The 21,981-nt window shown below is 57.7% G+C and carries 12 protein-coding genes; 3 read left to right on the top strand and 9 right to left on the bottom strand.

Going from position 1 to position 21,981, the window contains the following annotated elements; translation table 11 throughout:
• Positions 1-11 precede the first annotated feature (11 nt).
• Genes BLU26_RS05590 through glgB form a run of 3 tightly spaced genes read left to right on the top strand, consistent with a single transcriptional unit; the run spans position 12 to position 7,598 of the window.
• Positions 12-2,015 (top strand): alpha-1,4-glucan--maltose-1-phosphate maltosyltransferase, encoded by a 2,004-nt coding sequence (locus tag BLU26_RS05590; RefSeq protein ID WP_092284632.1) that lies wholly within the window; start codon positions 12-14, stop codon positions 2,013-2,015.
• Positions 2,008-5,367 carry a maltose alpha-D-glucosyltransferase gene (gene treS, locus BLU26_RS05585; RefSeq protein ID WP_092284630.1) on the top strand — a complete coding sequence of 1,120 codons (3,360 nt, stop codon included), beginning with the start codon at positions 2,008-2,010 and terminating at the stop codon, positions 5,365-5,367. Before BLU26_RS05590 ends, treS begins: the two co-directional genes overlap by 8 nt.
• Entirely contained in the window at positions 5,364-7,598 is a 2,235-nt protein-coding gene (gene glgB, locus BLU26_RS05580) for a 1,4-alpha-glucan branching protein GlgB (protein ID WP_407920339.1), read from the top strand. Before treS ends, glgB begins: the two co-directional genes overlap by 4 nt.
• Here the strand turns inward: glgB and BLU26_RS05575 are convergent.
• From BLU26_RS05575 to glgA, 9 genes are all read right to left on the bottom strand, one after another.
• Positions 7,560-8,564 carry a lysylphosphatidylglycerol synthase domain-containing protein gene (locus BLU26_RS05575; RefSeq protein WP_092284628.1) on the bottom strand — a complete coding sequence of 335 codons (1,005 nt, stop codon included), beginning with the start codon at positions 8,562-8,564 and terminating at the stop codon, positions 7,560-7,562. The two genes, glgB and BLU26_RS05575, sit on opposite strands and share 39 nt — an antisense overlap.
• Positions 8,561-9,796 carry a cardiolipin synthase ClsB gene (gene clsB, locus BLU26_RS05570; protein ID WP_092284626.1) on the bottom strand — a complete coding sequence of 412 codons (1,236 nt, stop codon included), beginning with the start codon at positions 9,794-9,796 and terminating at the stop codon, positions 8,561-8,563. The genes BLU26_RS05575 and clsB overlap by 4 nt, the downstream gene beginning before the upstream one ends.
• Positions 9,793-10,596: an endonuclease/exonuclease/phosphatase family protein gene (locus BLU26_RS05565; protein WP_092284624.1), complete on the bottom strand. Its 804-nt coding sequence runs from the start codon at positions 10,594-10,596 to the stop codon at positions 9,793-9,795. The genes clsB and BLU26_RS05565 overlap by 4 nt, the downstream gene beginning before the upstream one ends.
• A 301-nt stretch (positions 10,597-10,897) precedes the next feature.
• Entirely contained in the window at positions 10,898-13,051 is a 2,154-nt protein-coding gene (glgX, locus tag BLU26_RS05560) for a glycogen debranching protein GlgX (RefSeq protein ID WP_092284622.1), read from the bottom strand.
• A complete protein-coding gene (locus BLU26_RS05555; RefSeq protein WP_092284620.1) occupies positions 13,048-13,452 on the bottom strand; it encodes a DUF2934 domain-containing protein in 405 nt (134 codons plus the stop codon). The genes glgX and BLU26_RS05555 overlap by 4 nt, the downstream gene beginning before the upstream one ends.
• The gene (gene treY / locus BLU26_RS05550) at positions 13,449-16,289 is read right to left on the bottom strand and encodes a malto-oligosyltrehalose synthase (RefSeq protein ID WP_092284618.1); all 2,841 of its coding nucleotides are present in this window, start codon (positions 16,287-16,289) and stop codon (positions 13,449-13,451) included. The genes BLU26_RS05555 and treY overlap by 4 nt, the downstream gene beginning before the upstream one ends.
• A gap of 9 nt (positions 16,290-16,298) precedes the next feature.
• Positions 16,299-18,416 (bottom strand): 4-alpha-glucanotransferase, encoded by a 2,118-nt coding sequence (gene malQ, locus BLU26_RS05545; RefSeq protein WP_092284616.1) that lies wholly within the window; start codon positions 18,414-18,416, stop codon positions 16,299-16,301.
• Positions 18,413-20,179 (bottom strand): malto-oligosyltrehalose trehalohydrolase, encoded by a 1,767-nt coding sequence (gene treZ / locus BLU26_RS05540; RefSeq protein ID WP_092284614.1) that lies wholly within the window; start codon positions 20,177-20,179, stop codon positions 18,413-18,415. The genes malQ and treZ overlap by 4 nt, the downstream gene beginning before the upstream one ends.
• A complete protein-coding gene (glgA, locus tag BLU26_RS05535) occupies positions 20,167-21,720 on the bottom strand; it encodes a glycogen synthase GlgA (protein ID WP_092284612.1) in 1,554 nt (517 codons plus the stop codon). The genes treZ and glgA overlap by 13 nt, the downstream gene beginning before the upstream one ends.
• Positions 21,721-21,981 lie beyond the last annotated feature (261 nt).

The following is a 21,981-nucleotide window of genomic DNA, read 5'->3' as shown; positions in this document are numbered from 1 at the left end:
AGGACCAGCACATGTCTGCTGAGCAATTAAACTATCCCCCAGCGATAGAAGAGGCGGTCTCGCTGACGCGTGTGGCCATAGAAGCGGTCGAGCCTGTAGTGGAAGGTGGCCGTTTTGCGGCCAAGGCGGTGGTGGGGCAGCCGTGTGTGGTTTGCGCCACTATTTTCACCGACGGCCATGAAAAGCTGGACGCCAATCTGCTGTGGCGGGGAAGCAGCGGCGGCCTCTGGCAGAGTGCGCCTATGCAGCCTTTGGAGAATGATCGCTGGCGGGCGGAGCTGGTTCCTGAGCACCCCGGACGCATGGAGTTCGCGATAGAGGCGTGGCGCGATGATTATGCCACCTATTGTGATGAGGTACAGAAGAAGCTGACCGCTGGAAAATCCCTGGTGCTGGAGCTGCGTGAGGGCGAACTCCTGCTGCAACGTACCCTAGAGCAGGCCATGGGCGCAGCCGATGAAACTTTGCAGGATGCACTGCAGCAATTGCGGCAGTCCAATCTGGACGAGGAAAAGCTCGCACTTCTGCTGTCGCGCGAGATCCAGCAGCGCATGCGGGAACTAGGGCAGCACCGGCACTTGATGAGAACTCCAATGTACCCTTTGGACGTGGAACGCTCACTGGCTGAATTTGCTAGCTGGTATGAACTGTTTCCACGTTCTGCCAGTGGCTCTGCGCAGCGGCACGGCACCTTTCAGGACGTGATTGAACAATTGCCGCGTATTCGTTCGCTGGGGTTTGATGTGCTCTACTTTCCGCCCATCCACCCCATCGGGAGGAGCCAACGAAAGGGCCGGAACAACAGCTTGCAAGCCAATGCAGACGACCCAGGCAGTCCTTACGCCATTGGCGGACCGGAGGGGGGGCACCATGCCGTGCATCCACAACTGGGCAGCTTGGATGATTTTCGTCACCTGGTCAGCGCAGCCAAGGTGCAGGGTTTGGAGGTAGCACTGGATTTCGCGATTCAATGCTCGCCCGATCATCCATGGCTTTCTGAGCACCCCGGCTGGTTCGAGTGGCGTCCTGACGGCAGTATTCGCCACGCTGAGAACCCGCCGAAAAAGTACGAAGACATCGTTAATGTGGCTTTTTATAACGACGACGCCATCCCTGATTTGTGGTTGGCGCTACGCGATGTTGTGTTGTTCTGGGTAGAGCAAGGCGTCACCCTGTTTCGTGTAGATAATCCCCACACCAAGCCACTGCCTTTCTGGGAGTGGCTGATCGGTGATGTGCGGCATCAGCATCCGGAAGTCATCTTTCTATCAGAAGCCTTTACCCGGCCTGCAATGATGGCGCGCTTGGGCAAGGTCGGTTTCAGTCAGAGCTATACCTATTTTACCTGGCGCAATACCAAGGAAGAGATCGAGTCCTATTTCATGGAGCTGACTCAGCCGCCTTGGCGGGATTGTTATCGGCCCAATTTTTTCGTCAACACCCCGGACATCAATCCACGCTTTCTACACGATTCCGGGCGCGCCGGCTTTCTCATTCGCGCCGCGCTAGCGACCATGGGGTCGGGTCTATGGGGCATGTACTCTGGCTTTGAATTATGTGAGGCCGCGCCGGTACCGGGGAAGGAAGAATATCTGGATTCGGAGAAATACCAACTGAGGCCGCGTGATTACCAGCAAAGTGGCAACATCAATGCAGAGATTGCCCAGCTTAATCGCATTCGCCGGGAGAATCCGGCGCTGCAGACGCACCTTGGTCTGCAAACTTTTCTGTGCTGGAACGACAATATCGTGTACTTCGCCAAACGCACGGCGGATATGTCTAACTTCGTGTTGGTGGCGATCAGTCTCGATCCGCACAACGCTCAGGAGGCGCACTTTGAAGTGCCGCTCTGGGAATTCGGTCTTGCGGACGATGCCAGTATTCAGGGTGAAGACCTCATGACCGGCCACACCTGGCAATGGCACGGCAAAACCCAATGGATGCGCATAGAGCCTTGGCACCAGCCATTCGGCATCTGGCGTGTAAGTAGAGTTGAGGGAGAGCGGCATGAGTGATAGCCAGCAGAGCTTTCTGCGAGACCCGGCCTGGTACAAGGACGCGGTGATTTATCAGGTTCACGTTAAATCGTTCTTCGACTCCAACAATGACGGTGTGGGCGATTTTCCCGGTTTGATCAAGAAGCTGGACTACATCGCTGACCTAGGCGTCAATACCATCTGGCTGTTGCCATTTTACCCGTCACCTCGGCGCGATGACGGCTACGATATTGCCGCGTATCGTGGCGTGCATCCTGACTACGGTACCTTGGCCGATGTGCGGCGTTTCATCAACGCCGCCCACCAGCGCGGGTTGCGGGTAATTACTGAGCTGGTAATCAACCACACCTCGGACCAGCATCCTTGGTTCGTGCGGGCGCGTAACGCGCCCAAGGGTTCCAAGGCGCGTAATTTCTATGTGTGGTCCGATACGGATGACAAATACCAGGGCACACGCATCATTTTTCTAGATACCGAAAAATCCAACTGGACGTGGGATCCGGTAGCCAAGCAGTACTTCTGGCACCGTTTCTACTCTCACCAGCCCGACCTCAATTTTGACAATCCACAGGTGCTAAAGGCTGTACTCGGCGTGATGCGATATTGGCTGGACATGGGCGTGGACGGGCTGCGTCTGGACGCAATTCCGTATCTGGTGGAACGCGAGGGTACCAATAACGAAAATCTGCCGGAAACGCATGATGTCCTCAAGGCTATTCGTGCCGAGCTTGACCGGCATTACCCTGACCGAATGCTGCTGGCCGAGGCCAACCAATGGCCAGAAGATACTCAGCTTTATTTCGGTGAAGGCGACGAGTGCCATATGGCATTTCACTTTCCGCTTATGCCGCGTATGTACATGGCCATTGCTCAGGAAGATCGCTTTCCGATTACCGATATTCTGCGCCAGACCCCCGACATCCCCGCCGGCTGTCAATGGGCGATATTTCTGCGCAATCACGACGAACTGACGCTTGAAATGGTCAGTGACCGTGAGCGTGATTACCTGTGGAATTATTACGCCGCAGACCGCCGCGCCCGTATCAATCTTGGCATACGCCGCAGGCTGGCACCTTTGATGGAGCGCGACCGCCGGCGTATCGAATTGCTCAACAGCCTGCTGTTATCCATGCCCGGCACCCCAACGCTGTACTACGGCGATGAACTGGGTATGGGGGATAACATCTTCCTGGGCGATCGCGATGGTGTTCGCACCCCCATGCAATGGTCAGTGGATCGCAATGGCGGCTTTTCTGCGGCTGATCCGGCGCAGCTGGTGTTGCCGCCGATAATGGACCCTTTGTATGGCTTCCAGACCATCAACGTGGAAGCCCAGACGCGTGACCCGCATTCATTGCTCAATTGGACGCGTCGTATGTTGACCGTGCGCACCCAGCAAAAGGCATTTGGTCGCGGCACCTTGCGCATGCTAGCGCCGAGCAACCGACGGGTTCTAGCCTATTTGCGCGAATGTACCGAGGCTGATAGTCAGGAAGAAGCCATTCTCTGTGTGGCAAACCTGTCGCGTGCAGCGCAGGCCGTCGAGCTGGACCTAGCCGAATTTGGGGGGCGAGTGCCGGTTGAAATGCTCGGAGGGAGCTCTTTTGCGCCTATAGGAACGTCGAACTATATGCTGACCCTGCCGCCCTACGGTTTCTTCTGGTTTGTGCTGGCAGACAGCAGCAAGATGCCCAGCTGGCACACCCCCTCGCCGGAACCAATGCCGGAGCTGCGCACCCTAGTAATCAAGCAGCATCTGGCAGAACTGGCGCGGCCTGCACCCAGTGAAACCCTGGGTCGCGAGTTGCTGCCAGCTTATCTGGCACGGCGTCGCTGGTTCGCTGGCGAAGGCGAACCTGAGCAGGTAGAGGTGCGGCACATCACGACGCTGGCCGGCGAGGGTGATAAGGAGCTGCTGGCACTGCTTGAGATCACGCTGCCTAGCGCAGGCGAAGGAACTGATTGCTATCAACTGCCATTGGCCTTTTTGCCCGAACGCGAGGGCGAGGCCGATGGCAGCCGCCTGGCCACATTGCAGATGGCGCTGGCCATGGCACGACTGCGCAAGGGCCGGGAAGTGGGTCTGCTGACCGACGCCACCACCTGGCCAGGTTTCAGTCAGCGTGTGCTGCAGCGGCTGCGGGCGGCTGAGATATGCGAAGAAGGTGGCGAAATACTGCACTTTCTACCGGCGGCCCGTTTGCTGGAGTGGCCCACCGAAGACGATGGCGGCAGCGTCGAGCCCAGTGCGGCCGAGCAGAGCAATACCTCCATTCGACTGGGCGACAGCATGATGTTGAAAGTATTGCGTCGTCTCCAACCCGGCGTGCATCCAGAGGCGGAAATGTGCGCCTATCTCAGTGAGCGCGAGTTCACCCAGGTTGCACCTTTCTTGGGCGAGGTACGCCGTGAAGCCGCGGACGGCACCCCGACCACGCTGATGATTCTGCAAGGATTCATCAATGCTCAGGGCGATGCCTGGCAGTGGACGCTAGATACCCTGGAGCGTGCCATCCGTGATGAGGTAGCTGGCGGAGTGTCCGAACTGGAAAATCAGTACACGGCGCTCGCCGAGTTGGCAGACTTTGCCGAGGTGCTGGGGCGTCGCCTGGGGCAAATGCATCTGTTACTGGCCGATCCTGGCGACAATGCCGACTTCGCCGTCAGCCACATCAGCACTAAGCTGGCGCAGCAGCAAGGTGCACGCATTGCCGCTGAGCTGCGTCAGGCCTGCGCCCAGCTGAGCGAGCACACGGATAAAATTCCTACTATGGCGGTGCAGCTGGCAGAGCAGGCGCTGCTTAACGAAGATGCCATCCATGAGCAGATCATCAACCTGGCGCAACAGAGCGTAGGCGGTTTGCAGACGCGCGTGCATGGCGATCTGCATCTGGGACAGGTGCTGGTGGCCCAGGGTGACGCCGTGTTTGTCGACTTTGAGGGCGAGCCCAGCCGCTCGCTGGAGGAGCGCCGTGCTCGGCACAGCCCCTTCAAGGATGTAGCAGGGATTTTGCGGTCGTTCTCTTACGCTGCCGCCATGGCCGCACGCAGTCTGTCTGCCGAAGAACAGCCCGAGGCAGTAGCCCGCGCCAGCCAGGCCCTCACCGCCCAGTACTTGAGCCAATCAGTCGAAGCCTTTACCGCGGCCTACAACCAGACAGCCAGCGCGTTGGCGCATGAATGGCAGGTTGAAGCGGGGGGGCGGAGCACCCTGCAGCTCTATTTGCTTGAAAAGGCAATCTACGAGATTCGCTACGAACTTACCTACCGCCCGGAATGGGTGGAGCTGCCGCTACGCGGACTGTTGGAACTCGCGGATGTATCGCTCGCGACCGGCAACGCGCCTGAGCTCCCAGGAGATAATCTGTGAACCAGTTTTTAACCCGACACGACCAGCTACCGTTAGAGCAGATATCGGCATTGCTGAATGCTGAAAGTGATTCACCCTTTGCGGTACTGGGTCCGCACCAGGAACAGGGAGCCTTGGTGGTGCGCTGCCTCTTGCCTGGCGCCAGGTCGGTGGAAGTCATAGACGCGCAGAGCGGCGTAGCAATGGGTGAGATGACCGAGCTGGTACCGGGTCTATTCAGCCTTCGCTGTGACAACCTGGCTGTTTATCGGCTCCGTATACATTGGCCCGAAGCTACGCAGGAAACTGCAGACCCCTATGCTTTTGGTCCCCAACTGGGCGAGCTGGATCTGCACCTGTTCAGTGAGGGGCGCCATCGCGAGCTGGGCAAGGTGTTTGGCGCGCAGCTGTGGCGCGGCCGCGAAGCGGCTGCCAGTGACGCAGACGAGGAGGTGGCTGGCGTTCGCTTTGTGGTCTGGGCGCCGAACGCCCGCCGCGTATCGGTGGTGGGCAACTTTAATAGCTGGGATGGACGCCGGCACCCCATGCGGCGGCATTCGCCCTCGGGTGTGTGGGAACTGTTCATACCCGGGCTGGCGGCGGGCGAAATCTATAAATACGAGATTCTCGGCGAGCACGGCATACTGCCGTTAAAGGCCGATCCTTACGCTTTGCGCACGGAGCTGCCTCCAGCCAATGCATCGGTTGTATCCGAGCCGCTCGAATTGGAGTGGCAAGATGATGCCTGGCTGGCCTGGCGAACCAATATTCAGGCCGAAGGCACCCCGCTATCCATTTACGAGCTGCATGCGACCTCATGGCGCCGGCCGGATGGTGACAGCAAGGCCGTGCTCAATTGGCGCGAGTTGGCCCAGGAGCTGATTCCCTATGTGAAGGAACTGGGTTTCAGCCACATTGAACTGATGCCGATCATGGAGCATCCGTTCGGCGGATCCTGGGGTTACCAGCCGTTATCGCAGTTCGCACCCACTGCGCGCTTGGGCAGCCCCGCGGATTTTGCCGCCTTTGTTGATGCCTGCCACCAGGCTGGCATAGGCGTGATACTGGATTGGGTGCCAGCGCACTTCCCTAATGATGAGCACGGGTTGGCGCTATTCGATGGCACCGCGCTGTACGAATACGCTCATCCGTTCGAGGGCTACCATCAGGATTGGAATACCTGCATCTACAACCTGGGCCGCCACGAGGTGCATGGCTTCATGTTGTCCTCGGCGCTGCACTGGCTGCAGACCTATCATATTGATGGTCTACGCGTGGATGCCGTGGCGTCGATGCTCTACCGTGACTACTCGCGCAAGGAAGGCGAATGGATTCCCAATCGTCATGGCGGACGGGAAAATCTGGAAGCAATCGACTTTCTACGTCACCTCAATTCGGTGGTCCGGGAGAAAGTGCCGGGCGCACTGATGATCGCCGAGGAATCTACCGCCTGGCCGGGCGTCAGCCAGCCGGCGGAAGAGGGGGGGTTGGGCTTTACCTTTAAGTGGAACATGGGCTGGATGCACGACTCGCTGAATTATGTCAGCGAAGACCCGGTGAATCGCCGCTATCACCACAACCAGGTCACCTTCGGTCTCGACTACGCGTTTTCAGAGCACTTCATTCTGCCCATCTCGCATGATGAAGTAGTCCACGGCAAGCGGGCCCTGCTCGCCAAGATGCCGGGCGATCGTTGGCAGCAATTTGCCAATCTACGCCTGTACCTCAGCTTCATGTGGACCCATCCCGGCAAGAAGCTGCTGTTCATGGGCTGTGAGTTTGGTCAATGGCGCGAGTGGGATCATGACCAGGCCCTGGACTGGTACTTGCTGCAGTATGCCGATCACCGCGCCATACGCGACTTGGTTTGCGAGTTGAACCGCCTGTACCGCGAAGAGCCGGCGCTGCATGAGCGCGACAGTTATCCTGATGGGTTTGAATGGTTAATAGGTGACGACAGCGATAACAGCGTCTTTGCCTGGTTGCGTCATGGCGGGCAAAAGAGCCCTGCGCTGCTGGTGGTGCACAATTGCACGCCGCTACCGCGCGAGGATTATCGCATCGGCGTGCCTCGAGAGGGAGCGTGGGAGGTGCTGCTCAACAGTGACGCCGAAAACTTTTGTGGCTCGGGTGCGGGCAGCAGCGGCGAATTGCAGAGTGAGCCTACTGCAGCACATGGCAAGGCTCAGTCTCTCGTCCTGAGCCTGCCACCTTTAGGAACCCTGGTGCTCCGCCCGGGGCGGGACGCCTGACGAGCTTGCCTTGGAGTCGCCGGACCTGCCGGCCCGGCGCTCCAAAACCAGATAGATCACAGCCGCCACGGCCAGGGGCATGAGAAAATAGATGGCTCGATAACCAATCAGCGCAGCCAGTATTTCGCTCTTGGCAAATTCATGCTGCAACAGCGTAATAAAGACGGTCTCCAGTACACCCAGCCCGCCTGGAATATGCGTGATAACACCCGCCACGCTGCTGATCAGCAGTATGCCTAGTACCGTTGGGTAAAAGGCTTCTTCGGGCAGCAGCAGGTAGATAAGCAGGCCCATGAGCGACCAATTCAATGCTCCTAACACCATCTGCATCAGCGCCAGTCGTATGGGGGGCAACTCGATCTCATGCCCGCGTAGAGTCCAGCTGCGTCGCTTGGAAAACGCGCAGGCTGCAAGGTAGGCCACACCCAAGAGCAGCATGACCACCCCCACGATCTGCAAGCCGGTATCGCCAATCTTCCAGCTCTCGGGCAGATGCAGCAGGCCAAATGCAAAGATTGAGCCCGCCAAGAGCAGGTACCCGCCCCAATTGGTGACTAAGCTCAAGCTCAGAATGCGCGTGGTAGTCGCAGCAGAAAGACCTTCCCGTGAATACAGTCGGTAGCGCAACGCAATGCCGCCAACTAGCGCGCTCAGGTTGAGCGTGAACACGTAACAAACGAAGGTAATAGTCAGAACTTTCACTACCGGTATGCCGTGCCGGGTATAAAGACGCCCCAGCAAATCATAACTGGCATAGACAAGATAGCTTGCCAACGCCACCAATACACACAGGCCTATAGTAGTGGGGGGGAAGCCGCGCAATGCACGCAGCAGTTCACCCCAGTCCATATCTTTCATTTGTATGTATAGCAGGGTTGGAATCAGGATGAAGAAAGCCAGTGTCAGCAACCGACGAGCCAATTTCCAGGCTTTGGCATGGCGTTGTTGCTCTGCCTCTTCGGTCATTGGGCTTTCTCCTGTTCAAGCTCGAGCGTGGTGAGGTCGCCCTCGCGCTCGGCTTCCAACGGCAGAGCCGGTTTCAGACGCGGCGTGTGTGCCGGCAGAAAGCCTACTAGTGAAGGAAAGTGTCGGGTGAAATGATAACCCAGGTAAGATAGCGGGGCGCGCCACCAGTAGCCACGCTGAGCTTTCTCATGCGTAATTTCCTGGCACTGCGCAGCCGCTAGTTCTTCGAGGTGTTTGTATAGCTGCTGATTGAACGCAGCATCACGAATGTTCAGATTGGCTTCAAGGTTGAGTGAAAGGCTCAGAGGGTCGAGGTTGCTGGAGCCTACGGTAGACCATTCGCTGTCCACCAAGGCGACCTTGCCGTGCAACGGGCGTCGGCAGTATTCGTGAATAACAATGCCATCCTTGATCAAATAACCATACAGTAACTGACCTGCTGCTCGCACCCAGGGCATGTCTGGTTCGCCCTGCAAAATCAGTGTCACCTTTACCCCTCGCCGAGCGGCGCGGCGCAACTCTCGTAGTAACCGATAACCGGGATAAAAGTAGGCATTGGCTATGACGATGCGTCGGCTGGCGGAACGGATGGCCTTTAAATACTCCTTCTCGATATCACTCTTGTGGTGGTCATTGTCACGCACGGCCAGCTGAATGCTGGCCGTACCGCTACGCCTTTGCTGATGAGGTGGCGCAACCTTCAAGCGCGCCTCGTTGCCGGGCGCCTGCTCAAATAGCTTAGAGCTGGTCTCATGTATGTCGGCGACGATTGGACCGCGTACGCGGACCGCATAATCCTGCTTGGTCTTGGGGCCGAAGGCGGCCAGATGATCGCAGCTGAAATTGATGCCACCGACAAAGGCTTCAGTGCCATCGATCACCACAATCTTGCGATGCAGTCGTCGGAAAAGATTGGTGCGATAGCCAAGGATTCGTGGGCGCGGATCGAACATATGAACGGTAACGCCAGCGCTGGCCAGCTCCGCAAGGTAATCGTCGCCGATCTCGGCGGTGCCGTAACCGTCGACCATCACTTCGACGTGGGCACCGTTATTTGCAGCCTCGATAAGGGCGCTCTTGAGCTCCTGGCCTACATCATCGTCAAAGATGATGAAGGTCTCCAGCAGCACCTCCTGCCTGGCCTGACGAATGGCCTCGAACACCGCCGGGTAAAAGGCTTCTCCGTTAATCAGCAGCTCTACGTCATTTCCTTCGCGCCAAACCGGCTTCATAGCAATACCTCTACAGACAATGGAATGTGATCTGAAAGATGTGACCAAGGTCGGCGCCGATGTGCCTGCGCGTTTATGCCTGAGGCATTGCGTACGTACACCCGGTCGAGGCACAACACCGGCCAGCGCGCTGGAAACGTACGGGCTGGCTCGCCATGGGTTTGCACGAAGACCTCGCGCAAACCGCTCCCAGCGAGTTGAGCATCGGCGCGGCGGCGCCAGTCATTAAAATCGCCAGCCACTATCACCGGCTCCTCGGGAGGCAGCCGGTCGAGCAATTCGCAAAGCAATTTCAACTGTGCGCTACGATGACTTTCCTGCAGACCCAGATGTACACAAATGGCATGGACTTCAGGTTGGCCTGGAACGTCCAACACTGAGTGCAATAGGCCGCGCTCTTCATGACCGCTCACTGATACGTCCAGGTTCTCGTGGCGAAGGATGGGAAATTTGGACAACAACGCGTTGCCATGATGGCCCTCGGGGTAGACCGCATTGCGGCCATAGGCGTAGTCGGCCCACATGCTGTCGGCGAGAAACTCATACTGAGGCGCGCTAGCCCAATCAAGCAGGCGCGCGGCATGGCCTTCATGCACTCCCAACACTTCCTGCAAAAAAACTATGTCGGTTGACAAAGTGCGCACTGCATCCCGCAATTCCGGCAGAATGTATTTCCGGTTCAGCCAGTTGAAACCTTTGTGGGTATTCACGGTAAGGATGTGCAATGAATTCACTTTCTCCGGTGCATTCTGCTGCGCGCCTTCTGCTTTATCGCTCACCGGCTTGTGCTCTCGCGCCATGCTTGCTCCTGTGCCCTGGCGCGGCTGTCGATCATCGTCAACCACCTATTCTTGCCAGGTTCGGGTTGGTGCATTTGGTCACTGGTTGATCTTGTGACCCGCACAATGGGACGCAAGTTCTACTTTTTAGATGCGCGCCTATGGGAGAGGCTACGCTTGCAGTTGGTAATTGCAGCGTCACCCGCTAAGTCACGCCAAATCCATGCAAGATGAAAGTCTGACTAAACGCCGCAGTGATAGGCGCGCAGCGAAGGTTTCAAGCCGAGCGATGTATCCCGTATCGCTCGGCTCTGGGTGGTTTCTAAACGCGCAATAGCTCAAACAACATCAGGCTGCGCCCTGGCAGAGGATAAGTAGTGGTGGGCGTATGGCTTTCGCCGTGGGTCAGTTCCGGGCGAGCGGTGTCGAGCAGACAGATCCACTCCTGCCCACCGGCGACTTCGGGCAGATGAAATTCCACGACATCGTGATGAGCATTGAATAGCAGCAGCACGGTGGCGTCCTCGCCACTGCGAGGTAAGCCGGTGGGTTGCGCACGGCCGTCAAAGAGCACACCCAGGGTGCGAGCATTAGGATCATCCCAATTTTCCGGTTGCATGGGTTCTCCATCGGGCCTTAACCAGGCCACGTCGAGTACATCCAGCTCCTCGTTGTATTCACCCACCAGAAAGCGACCCCGGCGCAAAATGGGGTAGGCGCGGCGCAAACTCAACAGCCGCCGGGTGAAAGAAAGCAGGCCAGCGCCTTCGTCGGAAAGCTGCCAGTCGATCCAGCCAATTTCGTTATTCTGACAATAGGCATTGTTATTGCCGCCCTGGGTGCGACCAAACTCGTCGCCAGCCAGCAGCATGGGCGTTCCTTGTGAGAGCAACAGGCTGCTCAGCAGGTTGCGCATCTGCTGCAGACGGGTTTCGCGGATCGACTGATCGTCGGTTCCGCCCTCAGCGCCGTAATTGCAACTCAGGTTGTGATCGTGGCCATCGTTGTTGTCTTCACCATTGGCCTCATTGTGCTTCTCTTCATAGCTGACCAGGTCACGCAGGGTATAACCGTCATGCGAGGTGATGAAGTTGATCGAGGCATAGGGCCGGCGGCCGCGTTGATCGAACAGGTCGCCAGAGGCGGTGAGGCGTCTGGCAAGCTCGGGTAGCTGTCCTTCATCGCCGCGCCAATAAGCGCGCATGTTATCGCGGAAACGATCATTCCATTCCGACCAGCCGGGGGGGAAGCCGCCTACCTGGTAACCACCAGGGCCGCAGTCCCACGGCTCGGCAATGAGTTTGAGATGGCTCAGGACCGGGTCCTGCCGGCATGAAACCAGGAACGCGTGCCGCTCATCGAAACCGTCGGTGGAGCGTCCGAGGATGGTGGCGAGGTCGAACCGGAACCCATCGACCTGCATTTCCGTTGCCCAGTAACGCAAGGAGTCAGTAACCATCTGCAGCACGCAAGGGTGCGCCATGTCCAGGGTATTACCGGTGCCGGAATCGTTGATGTAGTAGCGCGGCTCATCGGGCATGAGGCGGTAGTAGCTGGTGTTATCGATGCCGCGCATGGAAAGAGTGGGTCCAAGTTCGTTGCCTTCGGCCGTGTGGTTGTAGACCACATCGAGGATGACTTCCAGATTGGCGTTGTGTAATCGCGCTACCATTTCCTTGAATTCATTGACTTTTCCGCTGGCGAGGTAGGCCGGGTGCGGTGCAAAGAAGCCGATGCTGTTGTAGCCCCAGTAATTACTCAGATCCCGCTCCAGCAGGTGTTGGTCGTCGACAAAAGCGTGGGTAGGCAAGAGCTCGATGCTGGATACCCCCAGCGTGCGAATATGCTGTAGCAGGGCCGGGCTTACCAAGCCTGCGCAGGTACCGCGCAACTCGTCGGGCACCTGTGGATGGCGCATGCTTATACCGCGTAGGTGTGCCTCGTAAATTACCGTGTCACTCCATGGTGTCTTCGGCCGGTGGTGCTCCGGCCAGGTGAACGCAGGATCTATGACCTTGGCCTTGGGCACAAAAGGAGCGCTGTCACGTTCGTCAAAGCTCAGGTCGGCATCCGGCGAGCCTATGGTGTAGCCGAACAATGCCGGTGACCAGCGAAGCCGGCCGACCAGCTGCTTGGCATAGGGATCAATCAACAGCTTGTTGGGGTTGAATCGGTGACCCGCCTCGGGCTCATAAGGACCATAAACCCGGTACCCGTACACCAGCCCAGGATGCGCATCGGGTAGGTAGCCATGCCAGATCTCATTGGTGTGCTCGGGTAGGGCGATACGCTCAAGCTCCACCTCGCCGGTGCTGTCGAACAGACAAAGCTCTACGCGTGTGGCATGCGCAGAGAACAGGGCGAAGTTGACGCCCAAACCGTCCCAGGTGGCGCCGAGTGGGAAACGGCGGCCTTCGGTGACACGGGAGTTGCGTTTAGCAAATTGCTCAGCGGCTCCCTTGGTCTTTGAGCTCATGGCTTGTCCTTCTGCGCTGCGGCAGTTTTGGGCGTGGCCGATTTACCGGTTTTCCTAGCCGTTTTTGTCGGCGGCTTGGCTGTAGGCTTGCTCTTGGGAGAGACCGCGGTTTGCGTTTCACTCGCAGGCGCCTTGTTCGCCGGTTTCCTGGCAGCCTTGGGCTTGCCCAATAGCGCCGGCTTTTCCAGCTGGGTTTCGTCGGCCTTGGGCGCAGGATTGACCTTGCGAGCCCGATTTTGCGCGGTCGGCTTGGGCGCCGCAGGGGATAGCTCACCGTCCTGAGAGGTTTCCATAAGCTCGCAGGCCATTTGCCAATGGCGCTCGCGTTGTCCCTCAGGCTTACCCTCGCTTTCCCAGATCTGATAGGCGAGTTCGCGTACGCGTTTTTCATAGTCGCTCATTGCACTACCTCCTTCGGTGGTTTTTCTAGGGAAGATTGCTCGTTGTAGTACTGCGCAGGTGCGCCATTGAGACAAAGCACCTGTACCGGGAACCTCTCAAGCAGAACCTGCGCCGGTAGCTTTCGTCCTCGGGCGGCAAAGTCGGTATTACAGAACAGGCTTTGCAATAGGGCGTTCTCGGGCAGGCACGGGGGCAGTTCAATCCAGGTATCGCCCCACGAACCGGCGGGTATTAGTGGGAGATGCGCGCCATCAAGCAGGGGTAGTGGTAGACGCGGTGCCACGACCACGTCGTATTCGCTCTCCCGCGCCCGAGCAAAGGCAATCAGGTGTTCGGCTTGCTCGCCGTGCACCGCAAGCGGGAGATATCTACCTTCGCGGTAGAGCTTGCTACGGCCCAGGCGATGTTGCAGTACGGTAGCAATCAACCACTGTTTGATCTTGCCGTCGCGCCAGTTTTCTAGCAGTGCTTTTGGATCATCAACGCCGCCCAAGGCAGTAGCCCTGAGGGTGAAGTCGACCGGCCGGCGGTTGTCTGGATCAACGAAACTGAAGTCCCAGAGTTCACAGCCCTGATAGAGGTCGGGAATGCCTGGGGTGGTCAGGCGCAAGAGGGTCTGAGCCAGACTGTTCAGCGCGCCGGCGGGCGCGAGCGCCAAGGCTGCGCTTTCGATTGATTGCCGCAGCGCTTGATGTTCGGGGTTATCAAGTAGCCTGGCGACAAAGTCGGCGCACGCGCGCTCGTATTCCTCGTTGGGGCGCCACCAACTGCTTTGCAGCTTGGCTTCGCGCAACGCCTTTTGCTGCCATTGCTGCAGGCGAGGAAGAAACTCATTCATCTCGCTACCATGCAGTGGCCAGCCGCCAAGCAACATCTGATAAAGCGCGACCTCATCGTGCGGCGCGGGCGCTTCCTGGTCTCCGCATTTGCGCCGCAAAGGCGCCGCCTGCTGCATCCAGCTTTTGATGTTGCTGGCGTACCAGTCTGCGCTGCCACTGATTACGGCCAGGCGTGCCCGCAGATCTTCACCGCGCTTATTGTCGTGCGTAGCGGTGGTAAGCATGGACAGTGGGTGTTGTTGCGCGCGGCGCTGACAGTGTTCATGAAACTGCGTCACTGGCATAGCAAGATGTTCAGGATCAAACCCCACATCGTTGCGCGACAGCGATACGGCGTGGCGGTAAAACGCGGTATCTTCTACCGCTTTTGCCGCCAGCGGTGCGGTGAGCTGGTGAAAGCGCGTAAGCACTTCGCGATGCAGCTTTCGTAGCGGGCCGGGGGGATTATTGTAGAGCGGCTGGCCGCCTAGCCAATGGTCCATTTGTTCCAGCAGCGGCCAGTCAGCTTCAGCCAACGCTTCCCTTGCAGCTTCTACCACCTGCCGCATAACTTCCTCATCTTCGGGCGAACGCCCGCAACTACCGGCGTACAGGCGATAGACGGGAAATTGCAGCAGGATCTCGCGCAGTACGCGCCGAATATCATCCAGCTTGTATTGCTGCCGCGCATGGACGTTGTTTGCCAGCTTCGACAGCGACCGTGCCACCTTGTCGAAGTCGGCCTGCAGGGCGGTATCGAGAAGAAAAGCGCGTGCCTGATGCACCTCATGCAAAAAGTCGCCCGAGCGCCCGGTACAGTCCTTCCATAATTGACGAAGGGTATGAGCACCATCAGGATCGTGCAGCAACAACGAGACCTCATTCATAAACTCGTAGCCGGTGGTGCCTTCCACCGGCCACGCCTTTGGCAGGGTTTCGTCTGAAGCGAGGATTTTCTCCACATAAATAGGAAGATTGTGCCAGGGCAGATCTGCGGGACGGTTCTGCTGCAGCCGGTCTAGCCGCCGACGCAACCGCCGACAGTAATGTGCTGGATCGGCCAGGCCGTCGATATGATCGACTCGTACGCCATCAATCAGCCCACGCTCTATCAGTTCGAAGATTTTGGCGTGGGTTGCTTCAAATACCTCACCGTCCTCCACACGGAGAGCACCAAGTTGATTGATATCAAAAAAGCGCCGCCAGTTGATGAGCTTCTGCGCAGATCGCCAGTCGTTCAACCAATAGTGCTGGTCAGCCAGCAGACGTTGAGTGCTGTCGCGCGCTGCGCCAGTGTCGGCATTGTAGGTAGCAACTCGGTCTCTTATCGTCTTTAGCACGAAAGGCTGCTGGCAGCTTGTAGCCAGCGCGTGACTAAGCCTCGAAGCTTCTATGTACGCATCCTGCTGGCCTTCCAAGGCAACAAAGGCTTCACCTAAACCTACGAGCTGTGGCTCTTCGCACCCCTGCAGAATTTGGGCATAACTGACTGGGCACAGCGGCAGGTGATGGTCGAAATACTTCACATGAAATCGGCCTTTCTCTGGGCTGAAGTGCAGTTGCAGTTGCTGCTGCCGGATTACCTGCTCGAGATCGCCATCCAGCACGGGTATCAGAACCTTGCCGCGCAGCTCGTTACTGGGGCTTTGCCAATCGATGTCGAAGTAGTTAGCCCACCTGCTGGCGGGGCCCCATTCCAGCACATCCTGCCACCACAGGTTGGCGCTGTCGGCAACGTGCATGTGGTTGGGTACGATGTCGACAATAAGACCCATCTGTTTGGCTCGCAGGGCCGATACCAAGCGCTGCAACGCCGCTTCGCCACCCAGTTCCCGGCTTACGCAGGTTGGGTCCACTACATCGTAGCCGTGTGTCGAGCCGGCCCTCGCTTGCAGAATAGGGGACAGGTACAGGTGGGTAATACCTAGGCGAGCAAAATAGTTTACCTGCGCTGCGGCATCGTCCAGAGTAAATCCGGAATGGCATTGCAGCCTGATTGTGGCATTTAGTTCATTCATGTGCGGCGCTCATTCCTGGGCAGCGGGGGCAGGGCGTAGGTCCACGCCGGCGCTTGCCTTGGTGCGGCTTGCCTGGCGTGACAATGCCAACCGTCGCAAACGACGCTGTACTGTCGGTATGTCAAGCATGTGCTCGGCAGATTCACTCCAGCGTCTGCGCCAGTTGGGGTGCCCTCCCGGTGGTCCGGGCAAGTTGGGTTGCTCTCCTATGCCCATGGCATCTTCGAGCGGTAGCATCACCAACGGAGCGGGACTGCAGCCTATGAAACCGATACAGGCTTCCAGCTGGTTTTCGGGGGAGGTGATATCTGCCGTGCAGTGCCCGGCGATCTTAAGCGCCTTGCTCAGTGCGTTGCGCTCGCAGTTGCGATGTTGCATATCCGTGCGGGCTTCGGAGTCGCTACGCTGGCCGAGGCGATGCCGCCAACTGATATCGTTACCCTGAAACCAGCCATTAATGGTGGGCAGGTCGTGAGTGGTGGTGGTGGCCAGAGCGTTGGTCGGCCATTGGTTTGGCAGAATGAAGTCACCGCCTTCGGTTTGTTCAAACAGCAGTACGCGCATGCCGAGTAAATTGTTTTTCGCCAAGGCCTCACGCAGGCCCCCTGACACAGTTCCAAGATCCTCACCAATGATCAGAGCCTGATTGCGCCAGGATTCTAGTGCCAGTAAGCGCATCAGATCGGCAAAGGGATAATTTAGATAGGCACCCTCAGCAGGCGAAGCACCCTCCGGTATGACCCAAAGGCGCTGCAGCCCCATTACATGATCGATACGCACGCCGCCAGCATGGGCAAGATTGGCTTGCAGCATTTCAATGAATGCGGTGTAGCCGTGCCTCTGAAGCCCTTGGGGAGAAAAGGCGGCTACGCCCCAATTCTGCCCTTGCGTATTGAGAATGTCTGGCGGCGCGCCCACGGTAACGGAGCGCAGCAGCTCTCCCTGACGCGACCATGCCATGCTGCCTCTGGGGTCGGCTCCTACGGCCAGATCCGTGATCAGACCAATGCGCATACCTGCAGCCCGGCTGGCATTCTGGGTTTGCTCCAGGCAACGGGCCATCAGCCATTGGCAGAACAGGTGAAAGCCGATTTCGTCTTCGTGCTCGCGGGCAAATCTGCGCACGGTCTCACTGGCAGGATCACGGTAGGCTGCCGGCCATTGCCGCCAGTCTTGGGTTCCCTGCTCGTCATGTAGATGAGCGTGTAGCGCCTCGAAGCAGGCGTGCTGGTGTAACGCACTGCCACCCTCGGCACAGAAACTGTGGAAATTAACCAGTAGTTCTGACTGCTCCGCTACCAGGTTGTCGTACAAGCGCCGCAGCAATCGTAGTCGCGCCTCGCTGACGCCCGCCCAGTCGACCAAAGGGCGCGACTCTAGTAGCGCCATCTGCTCTTCCAGGTTGCAATCTCGGGTAGCTTGCTCGACAGCCGCCCTGCCGAGCACTTGTTCAGGGGCGCTGTGCAATGCATTGAACAATGATCGATTGGAGGGGGAGTAGGGGCTGTATTGCTCTGCCAGGCCGGTGAACATCGCGTGTACCGGACTGATTGCCAATGCGTCGGCCCCGTAAACTGCGGCGCGGGAAGCCAGATGCTGCAGCGCCAGCGTATCGCCCACTCCACCATCGTTCTCGCGGCGCAGCGAATACAGCTGCGCGCTCAGACCCCACAGCCGTGAGTGGGGCTCTCCAGCGAGACTGTCGACACTCTGGCAGTGGGGCGGCGTCACCGCGAGCGTGAGATGGTGGTCCGCTATCTGCAGTTGGTGATAGCCGATGGGCAAGGGCTCTACCAGGCAGGCTCTATAATCGAGTTTCGTGTCGATGCACTCGCCTTGTTCGGTAGTAATCTGGCACCGCGAAAAACGGTGGAAACGGTCACCGAGAGGGCAGGGATCCCCCGCTACGGTAATAATAAGCGGGCCTGTCAGCGCCTGATCTCTTTCTTCTGTCGCCCGTTCTAGGCTGGCATTGATGTCGGTTTCGCTCTCAGCCGGGTAGCCCAAGGCGGCAAGAAGTTTGCGCAGTGCTTGATCGCTCACCGTCTGCAGATGACCGTGCGCATCCGTCCAATCCACGCTAAGGCCCACAATGCTGGCCAGCCGGGCCAGATTAGATGTGTTCATAGCTTCTTTTCCATGCTGATGAGAGCGCTGCACCCGGGCAGCCGATGGTTTCGAGAGTCGTCAAGCGCGATACCGACGGCAAAGATCACTTCTGCAGTGGATTGCAGTGGCAGCAGTTCGCAAGCCTGTGTCGAAAGATTCAGGTCGATTCGCCACACCGCGCCGTCCGCTAGGCTCCAGCGTGCTGAGACGGCCTTAGGGCCCAAAACCTCTACTCCGAGAGAGCGCGCTCCCTGCAGCCGAGGTGTCAAATGGCCGTGCCGCAACGATAGCAAGTGCCGGTAGTACTCAAGCCATGCTCGATGTGTTGGCTCGTTCACCTCGGCTAGGTTGGGCCGGGAGTGGGTGAATGTAGAAGCGGCGTTCGGGTCGGGGATCTTCTCGCGTTGCTGTTCGTCGTTGAAGGCGGCGAACTCGGAGAACTCGCTGCGTCGCCCCTCTCGAACTGCAGCAGCCAGCTCGCCATGATGATCGGTAAAAAACAGGAATGGTTGGGTACAGCCCCATTCTTCACCCATGAACAGCAGGGGCACCATGGGGCTTAGTAACAGCAAGGCAATTGCTGCTTTCAGCTGAGCTTCAGAGGTGAGGTTGATCAGACGCTCACCCAACGCCCGATTGCCGATCTGGTCGTGATTCTGTAGGAAGAGCACAAAACACGTGGCGTCTAGATGACCGCTTGGCTTGCCACGCTCCCTGCCGTGCCGATTGCGTTGACCCTGATAGACGAAGCCTTCTTGGAGACACTGCGCAAGCTTATCGGTGCTGTCTTTGGCGAAGTCGGCGTAGTAGCTATCGCTTTCCCCTGTCAGTAGGTGGTGCAGTACATTATGACCATCGTCATTCCACTGCGCGCGGTAACGTTGTTCGAGCAACGGCGCGTCGTTACCTTCGTTCTCGAGCACCAGGTGAACCTGACGGCCCTCGGGTAAACTGTCTTGCACTCGCTCGGACAGTTCCTCAAGCAGACTGATGTCGTTGATGGCGTGCACTGCATCGAGCCGCAAACCGTCAACGCGAAATTCGTGCACCCACATTAATGCGTTTTCGACAAAAAAGTCGCGCACCGGCCGTTTGCGAAAGTCGATAGCGGCACCCCAGGGGGTCGGGATATCGGTGCGGAAGAAATCGCTAGCGTACTCTCCGAGATAGTTACCATCGGGACCGAAATGGTTGTAGACCACATCGATAAACACCATCTGCCCCAGCGCGTGTGCGCGATCTATAAGGTGCCTGAGTTCGTCAGGCGTGCCGTAGCTCGACTGGGGCGCATAGGGCAGCACACCGTCGTAACCCCAGTTGCGTCCGCCAGGCACTTCATTCAACGGCATGAGTTCAATGGCCGTGACGCCTAGCTCACGCAGGTGGGGCAGCCAGGACTCGACCTGTTTAAAGCCGCCCAGGGCGCCCACGTGAAGCTCATATATGACCGTTTCCGCCCAGGGTCTGCCCTGCCAGTGAGCGGTATCCCACAGGTACCTGTCAGGGTCTACCACCACACTTGGGCTTTGGGGCCCTTTGCGTTGCTGCCGAGAGGCGGGGTCCGGCACTTCCAGTCGACCATCGATCCGATAGCAATACTCGACACCCGCGCCCACTGCCACGGTGGCTTCGAACCAGCCTTCATCCTGGCGCTGCAGTGGATATAGTCCGCCGTCCACTATTCGGACTTCCACCCGATTGGCGTCGGGAGCCCATAAGCGAAACCGAGTATGGCAAGGGTCGAGTAGTAGCGCTCCGTGACTAGATCTCAGCCCAAACATGCCTGCACCATCGACAAGGTATGTGCTTTGCTCAAATGGGTTTGCTGATCGACCAAGGAGCCATAGAGGCTTGCGTAAGGGCGTACAGCTTGTTGCCAGTAGTTGGGCGTTGCCATGGCTTTGCAGCGCATGGCCCGCATCAGTGGCGGATTACGATGAATAGCAAAAGAGCGATCAAGAGCGTGCATATACTCTTGAGGATCAAGCTTGTCGAATAGTATTCCGGTCACACCATCTACAATAGTGTCAGCCAGACCCCCGGTTCTACGGGCAACTGGTAATGAGCCAAAGCACTGAGCGTACATCTGACTCAGACCGCAAGGCTCATAGACTGACGGCATTAGCAGGAAGTCGCTACCGGCAAACATGCGACGAGCCAGCGTCTCGGTAAAGTCGATGTGCACCCCCACACGGCCTGGATATCGCGCCTCCAGTTCCTTCATGCGCTCTTCCAGGTGACGCTCACCACGACCGAGCACAGCCAGGCGACCGCCCTGTTTAACCAAGTGATCTGTCACTTCAATAGTTAGATCAATACCTTTCTGATGTACTAGACGCGACACGACCGAAAACAGTGGGCTCTCATCCTGCTGCAGGGCGAAATACTGTTCAACATACCTGGTATTTTCAGCGCGACCCTCCCAGCGATGGCTATCAAAATGCCCCAGTAGATGCGCGTCGTTAGTTGGATTGAAGTCTTCGTCGATACCATTGGCAATGCCGGTTAGCAGACCCTGCCGAGCTTTAAAAGCGAGCAATCCTTCCAAGCCACAACCGAATTCGGGCGTAGTTATTTCGTGGGCGTAAGTTTGGCTGACGGTAGTTATATGGTCGGCGTAATTGATACCCGCTTTGAGCAAAGACAGTTTGCCGTAGTACTCCATGCCCTGTGCGCTGCCAAACTCGCTAGGCAACCCGAACTCGCTAAGGCAACGTGGATCGCAAAGACCTTGATAGGCGAGATTATGGATAGTGAAAACTGATGTTTTATCGAGCCCCATCCATTTCATATAAGCGGGTGCCAAGCCACTTGGCCAGTCATTGGCATGGACTAGCTCAGGCTCCCAAGCTAGCTTGGCTTCTCCCGCAGCTAACTGCGCTGCTGCTAATGCAAACCTGGCAAAACGTATATGGTTATCAGGCCAATCTCGACCTTCAATATCACCGTAGGGTGTGCCGCTACGGTTATAGAGTGCTTCGTTCAAAACGACATAGACGATCAAGCCATCAGGCAGATCTATTCGGCCAAGATGACAACGGGGGAGGGCTGCATGTCCTTCAAGCCGGGCGACCACACGAATAGGATAGCCGCTCTCTAGAACCTGCTTGTAACCTGGGATCAACACCCGCATGTCGTGGTAGGCATTGAGCGCTCGAGGTAGCGCCGCAGCTACATCGCCCAACCCGCCGACCTTGATGAGGTCGTTCAGTTCGGAAGTGACAAACAGCACTTTTTGATGGTTTCTGAAGGAAATTTTGGGTGTTTCAATTCTCTCAGAGTGTGCGATTTCTGTTAGAGATGTGTTTAGCGCCTGTCCCATGCGGTTCTCCTAATTCGCTTTTCTCTTTCGGTAAAGCACAGCCCTCCAACCTCAAGATGTGAGGTGCTTAGCTACAAAGTTGGGCTTAGGCTTATCGAGACGATTGAAACCGTCCTAGAAAATCGACCAATGGCGAAATGCAAAGGTTCGATCTTTTTTTGTAATCGGTTTGCGTGGGTTCTAAGCCACCAAGATAGGCAGGCTTCCAATTGAGGCTGGGACGTGCCGTGCGTAGGGGGGATGGTCCAGCACGTGGTTGGT

The sequence above is a fragment of the Halopseudomonas sabulinigri genome (assembly GCF_900105255.1).
Classification (GTDB): domain Bacteria; phylum Pseudomonadota; class Gammaproteobacteria; order Pseudomonadales; family Pseudomonadaceae; genus Halopseudomonas; species Halopseudomonas sabulinigri.
Note: the sequence above shows the minus strand (reverse complement) of the source record. Positions and strands in the feature narration are given on the sequence as shown.

What these genes read in the sequence shown, in the direction of transcription:
- BLU26_RS05590 (WP_092284632.1), top strand. Translation starts at nt 12, where the DNA reads ATGTCTGCTGAGCAATTAAACTATCCCCCAGCGATAGAAGAGGCGGTC.
- treS (WP_092284630.1), top strand. Translation starts at nt 2,008, where the DNA reads ATGAGTGATAGCCAGCAGAGCTTTCTGCGAGACCCGGCCTGGTACAAG.
- BLU26_RS05575 (WP_092284628.1), bottom strand. Translation starts at nt 8,564, where the DNA reads ATGACCGAAGAGGCAGAGCAACAACGCCATGCCAAAGCCTGGAAATTG.
- clsB (WP_092284626.1), bottom strand. Translation starts at nt 9,796, where the DNA reads ATGAAGCCGGTTTGGCGCGAAGGAAATGACGTAGAGCTGCTGATTAAC.
- BLU26_RS05565 (WP_092284624.1), bottom strand. Translation starts at nt 10,596, where the DNA reads ATGGCGCGAGAGCACAAGCCGGTGAGCGATAAAGCAGAAGGCGCGCAG.
- glgX (WP_092284622.1), bottom strand. Translation starts at nt 13,051, where the DNA reads ATGAGCTCAAAGACCAAGGGAGCCGCTGAGCAATTTGCTAAACGCAAC.
- BLU26_RS05555 (WP_092284620.1), bottom strand. Translation starts at nt 13,452, where the DNA reads ATGAGCGACTATGAAAAACGCGTACGCGAACTCGCCTATCAGATCTGG.
- treY (WP_092284618.1), bottom strand. Translation starts at nt 16,289, where the DNA reads ATGAATGAACTAAATGCCACAATCAGGCTGCAATGCCATTCCGGATTT.
- malQ (WP_092284616.1), bottom strand. Translation starts at nt 18,416, where the DNA reads ATGAACACATCTAATCTGGCCCGGCTGGCCAGCATTGTGGGCCTTAGC.
- treZ (WP_092284614.1), bottom strand. Translation starts at nt 20,179, where the DNA reads ATGTTTGGGCTGAGATCTAGTCACGGAGCGCTACTACTCGACCCTTGC.
- glgA (WP_092284612.1), bottom strand. Translation starts at nt 21,720, where the DNA reads ATGGGACAGGCGCTAAACACATCTCTAACAGAAATCGCACACTCTGAG.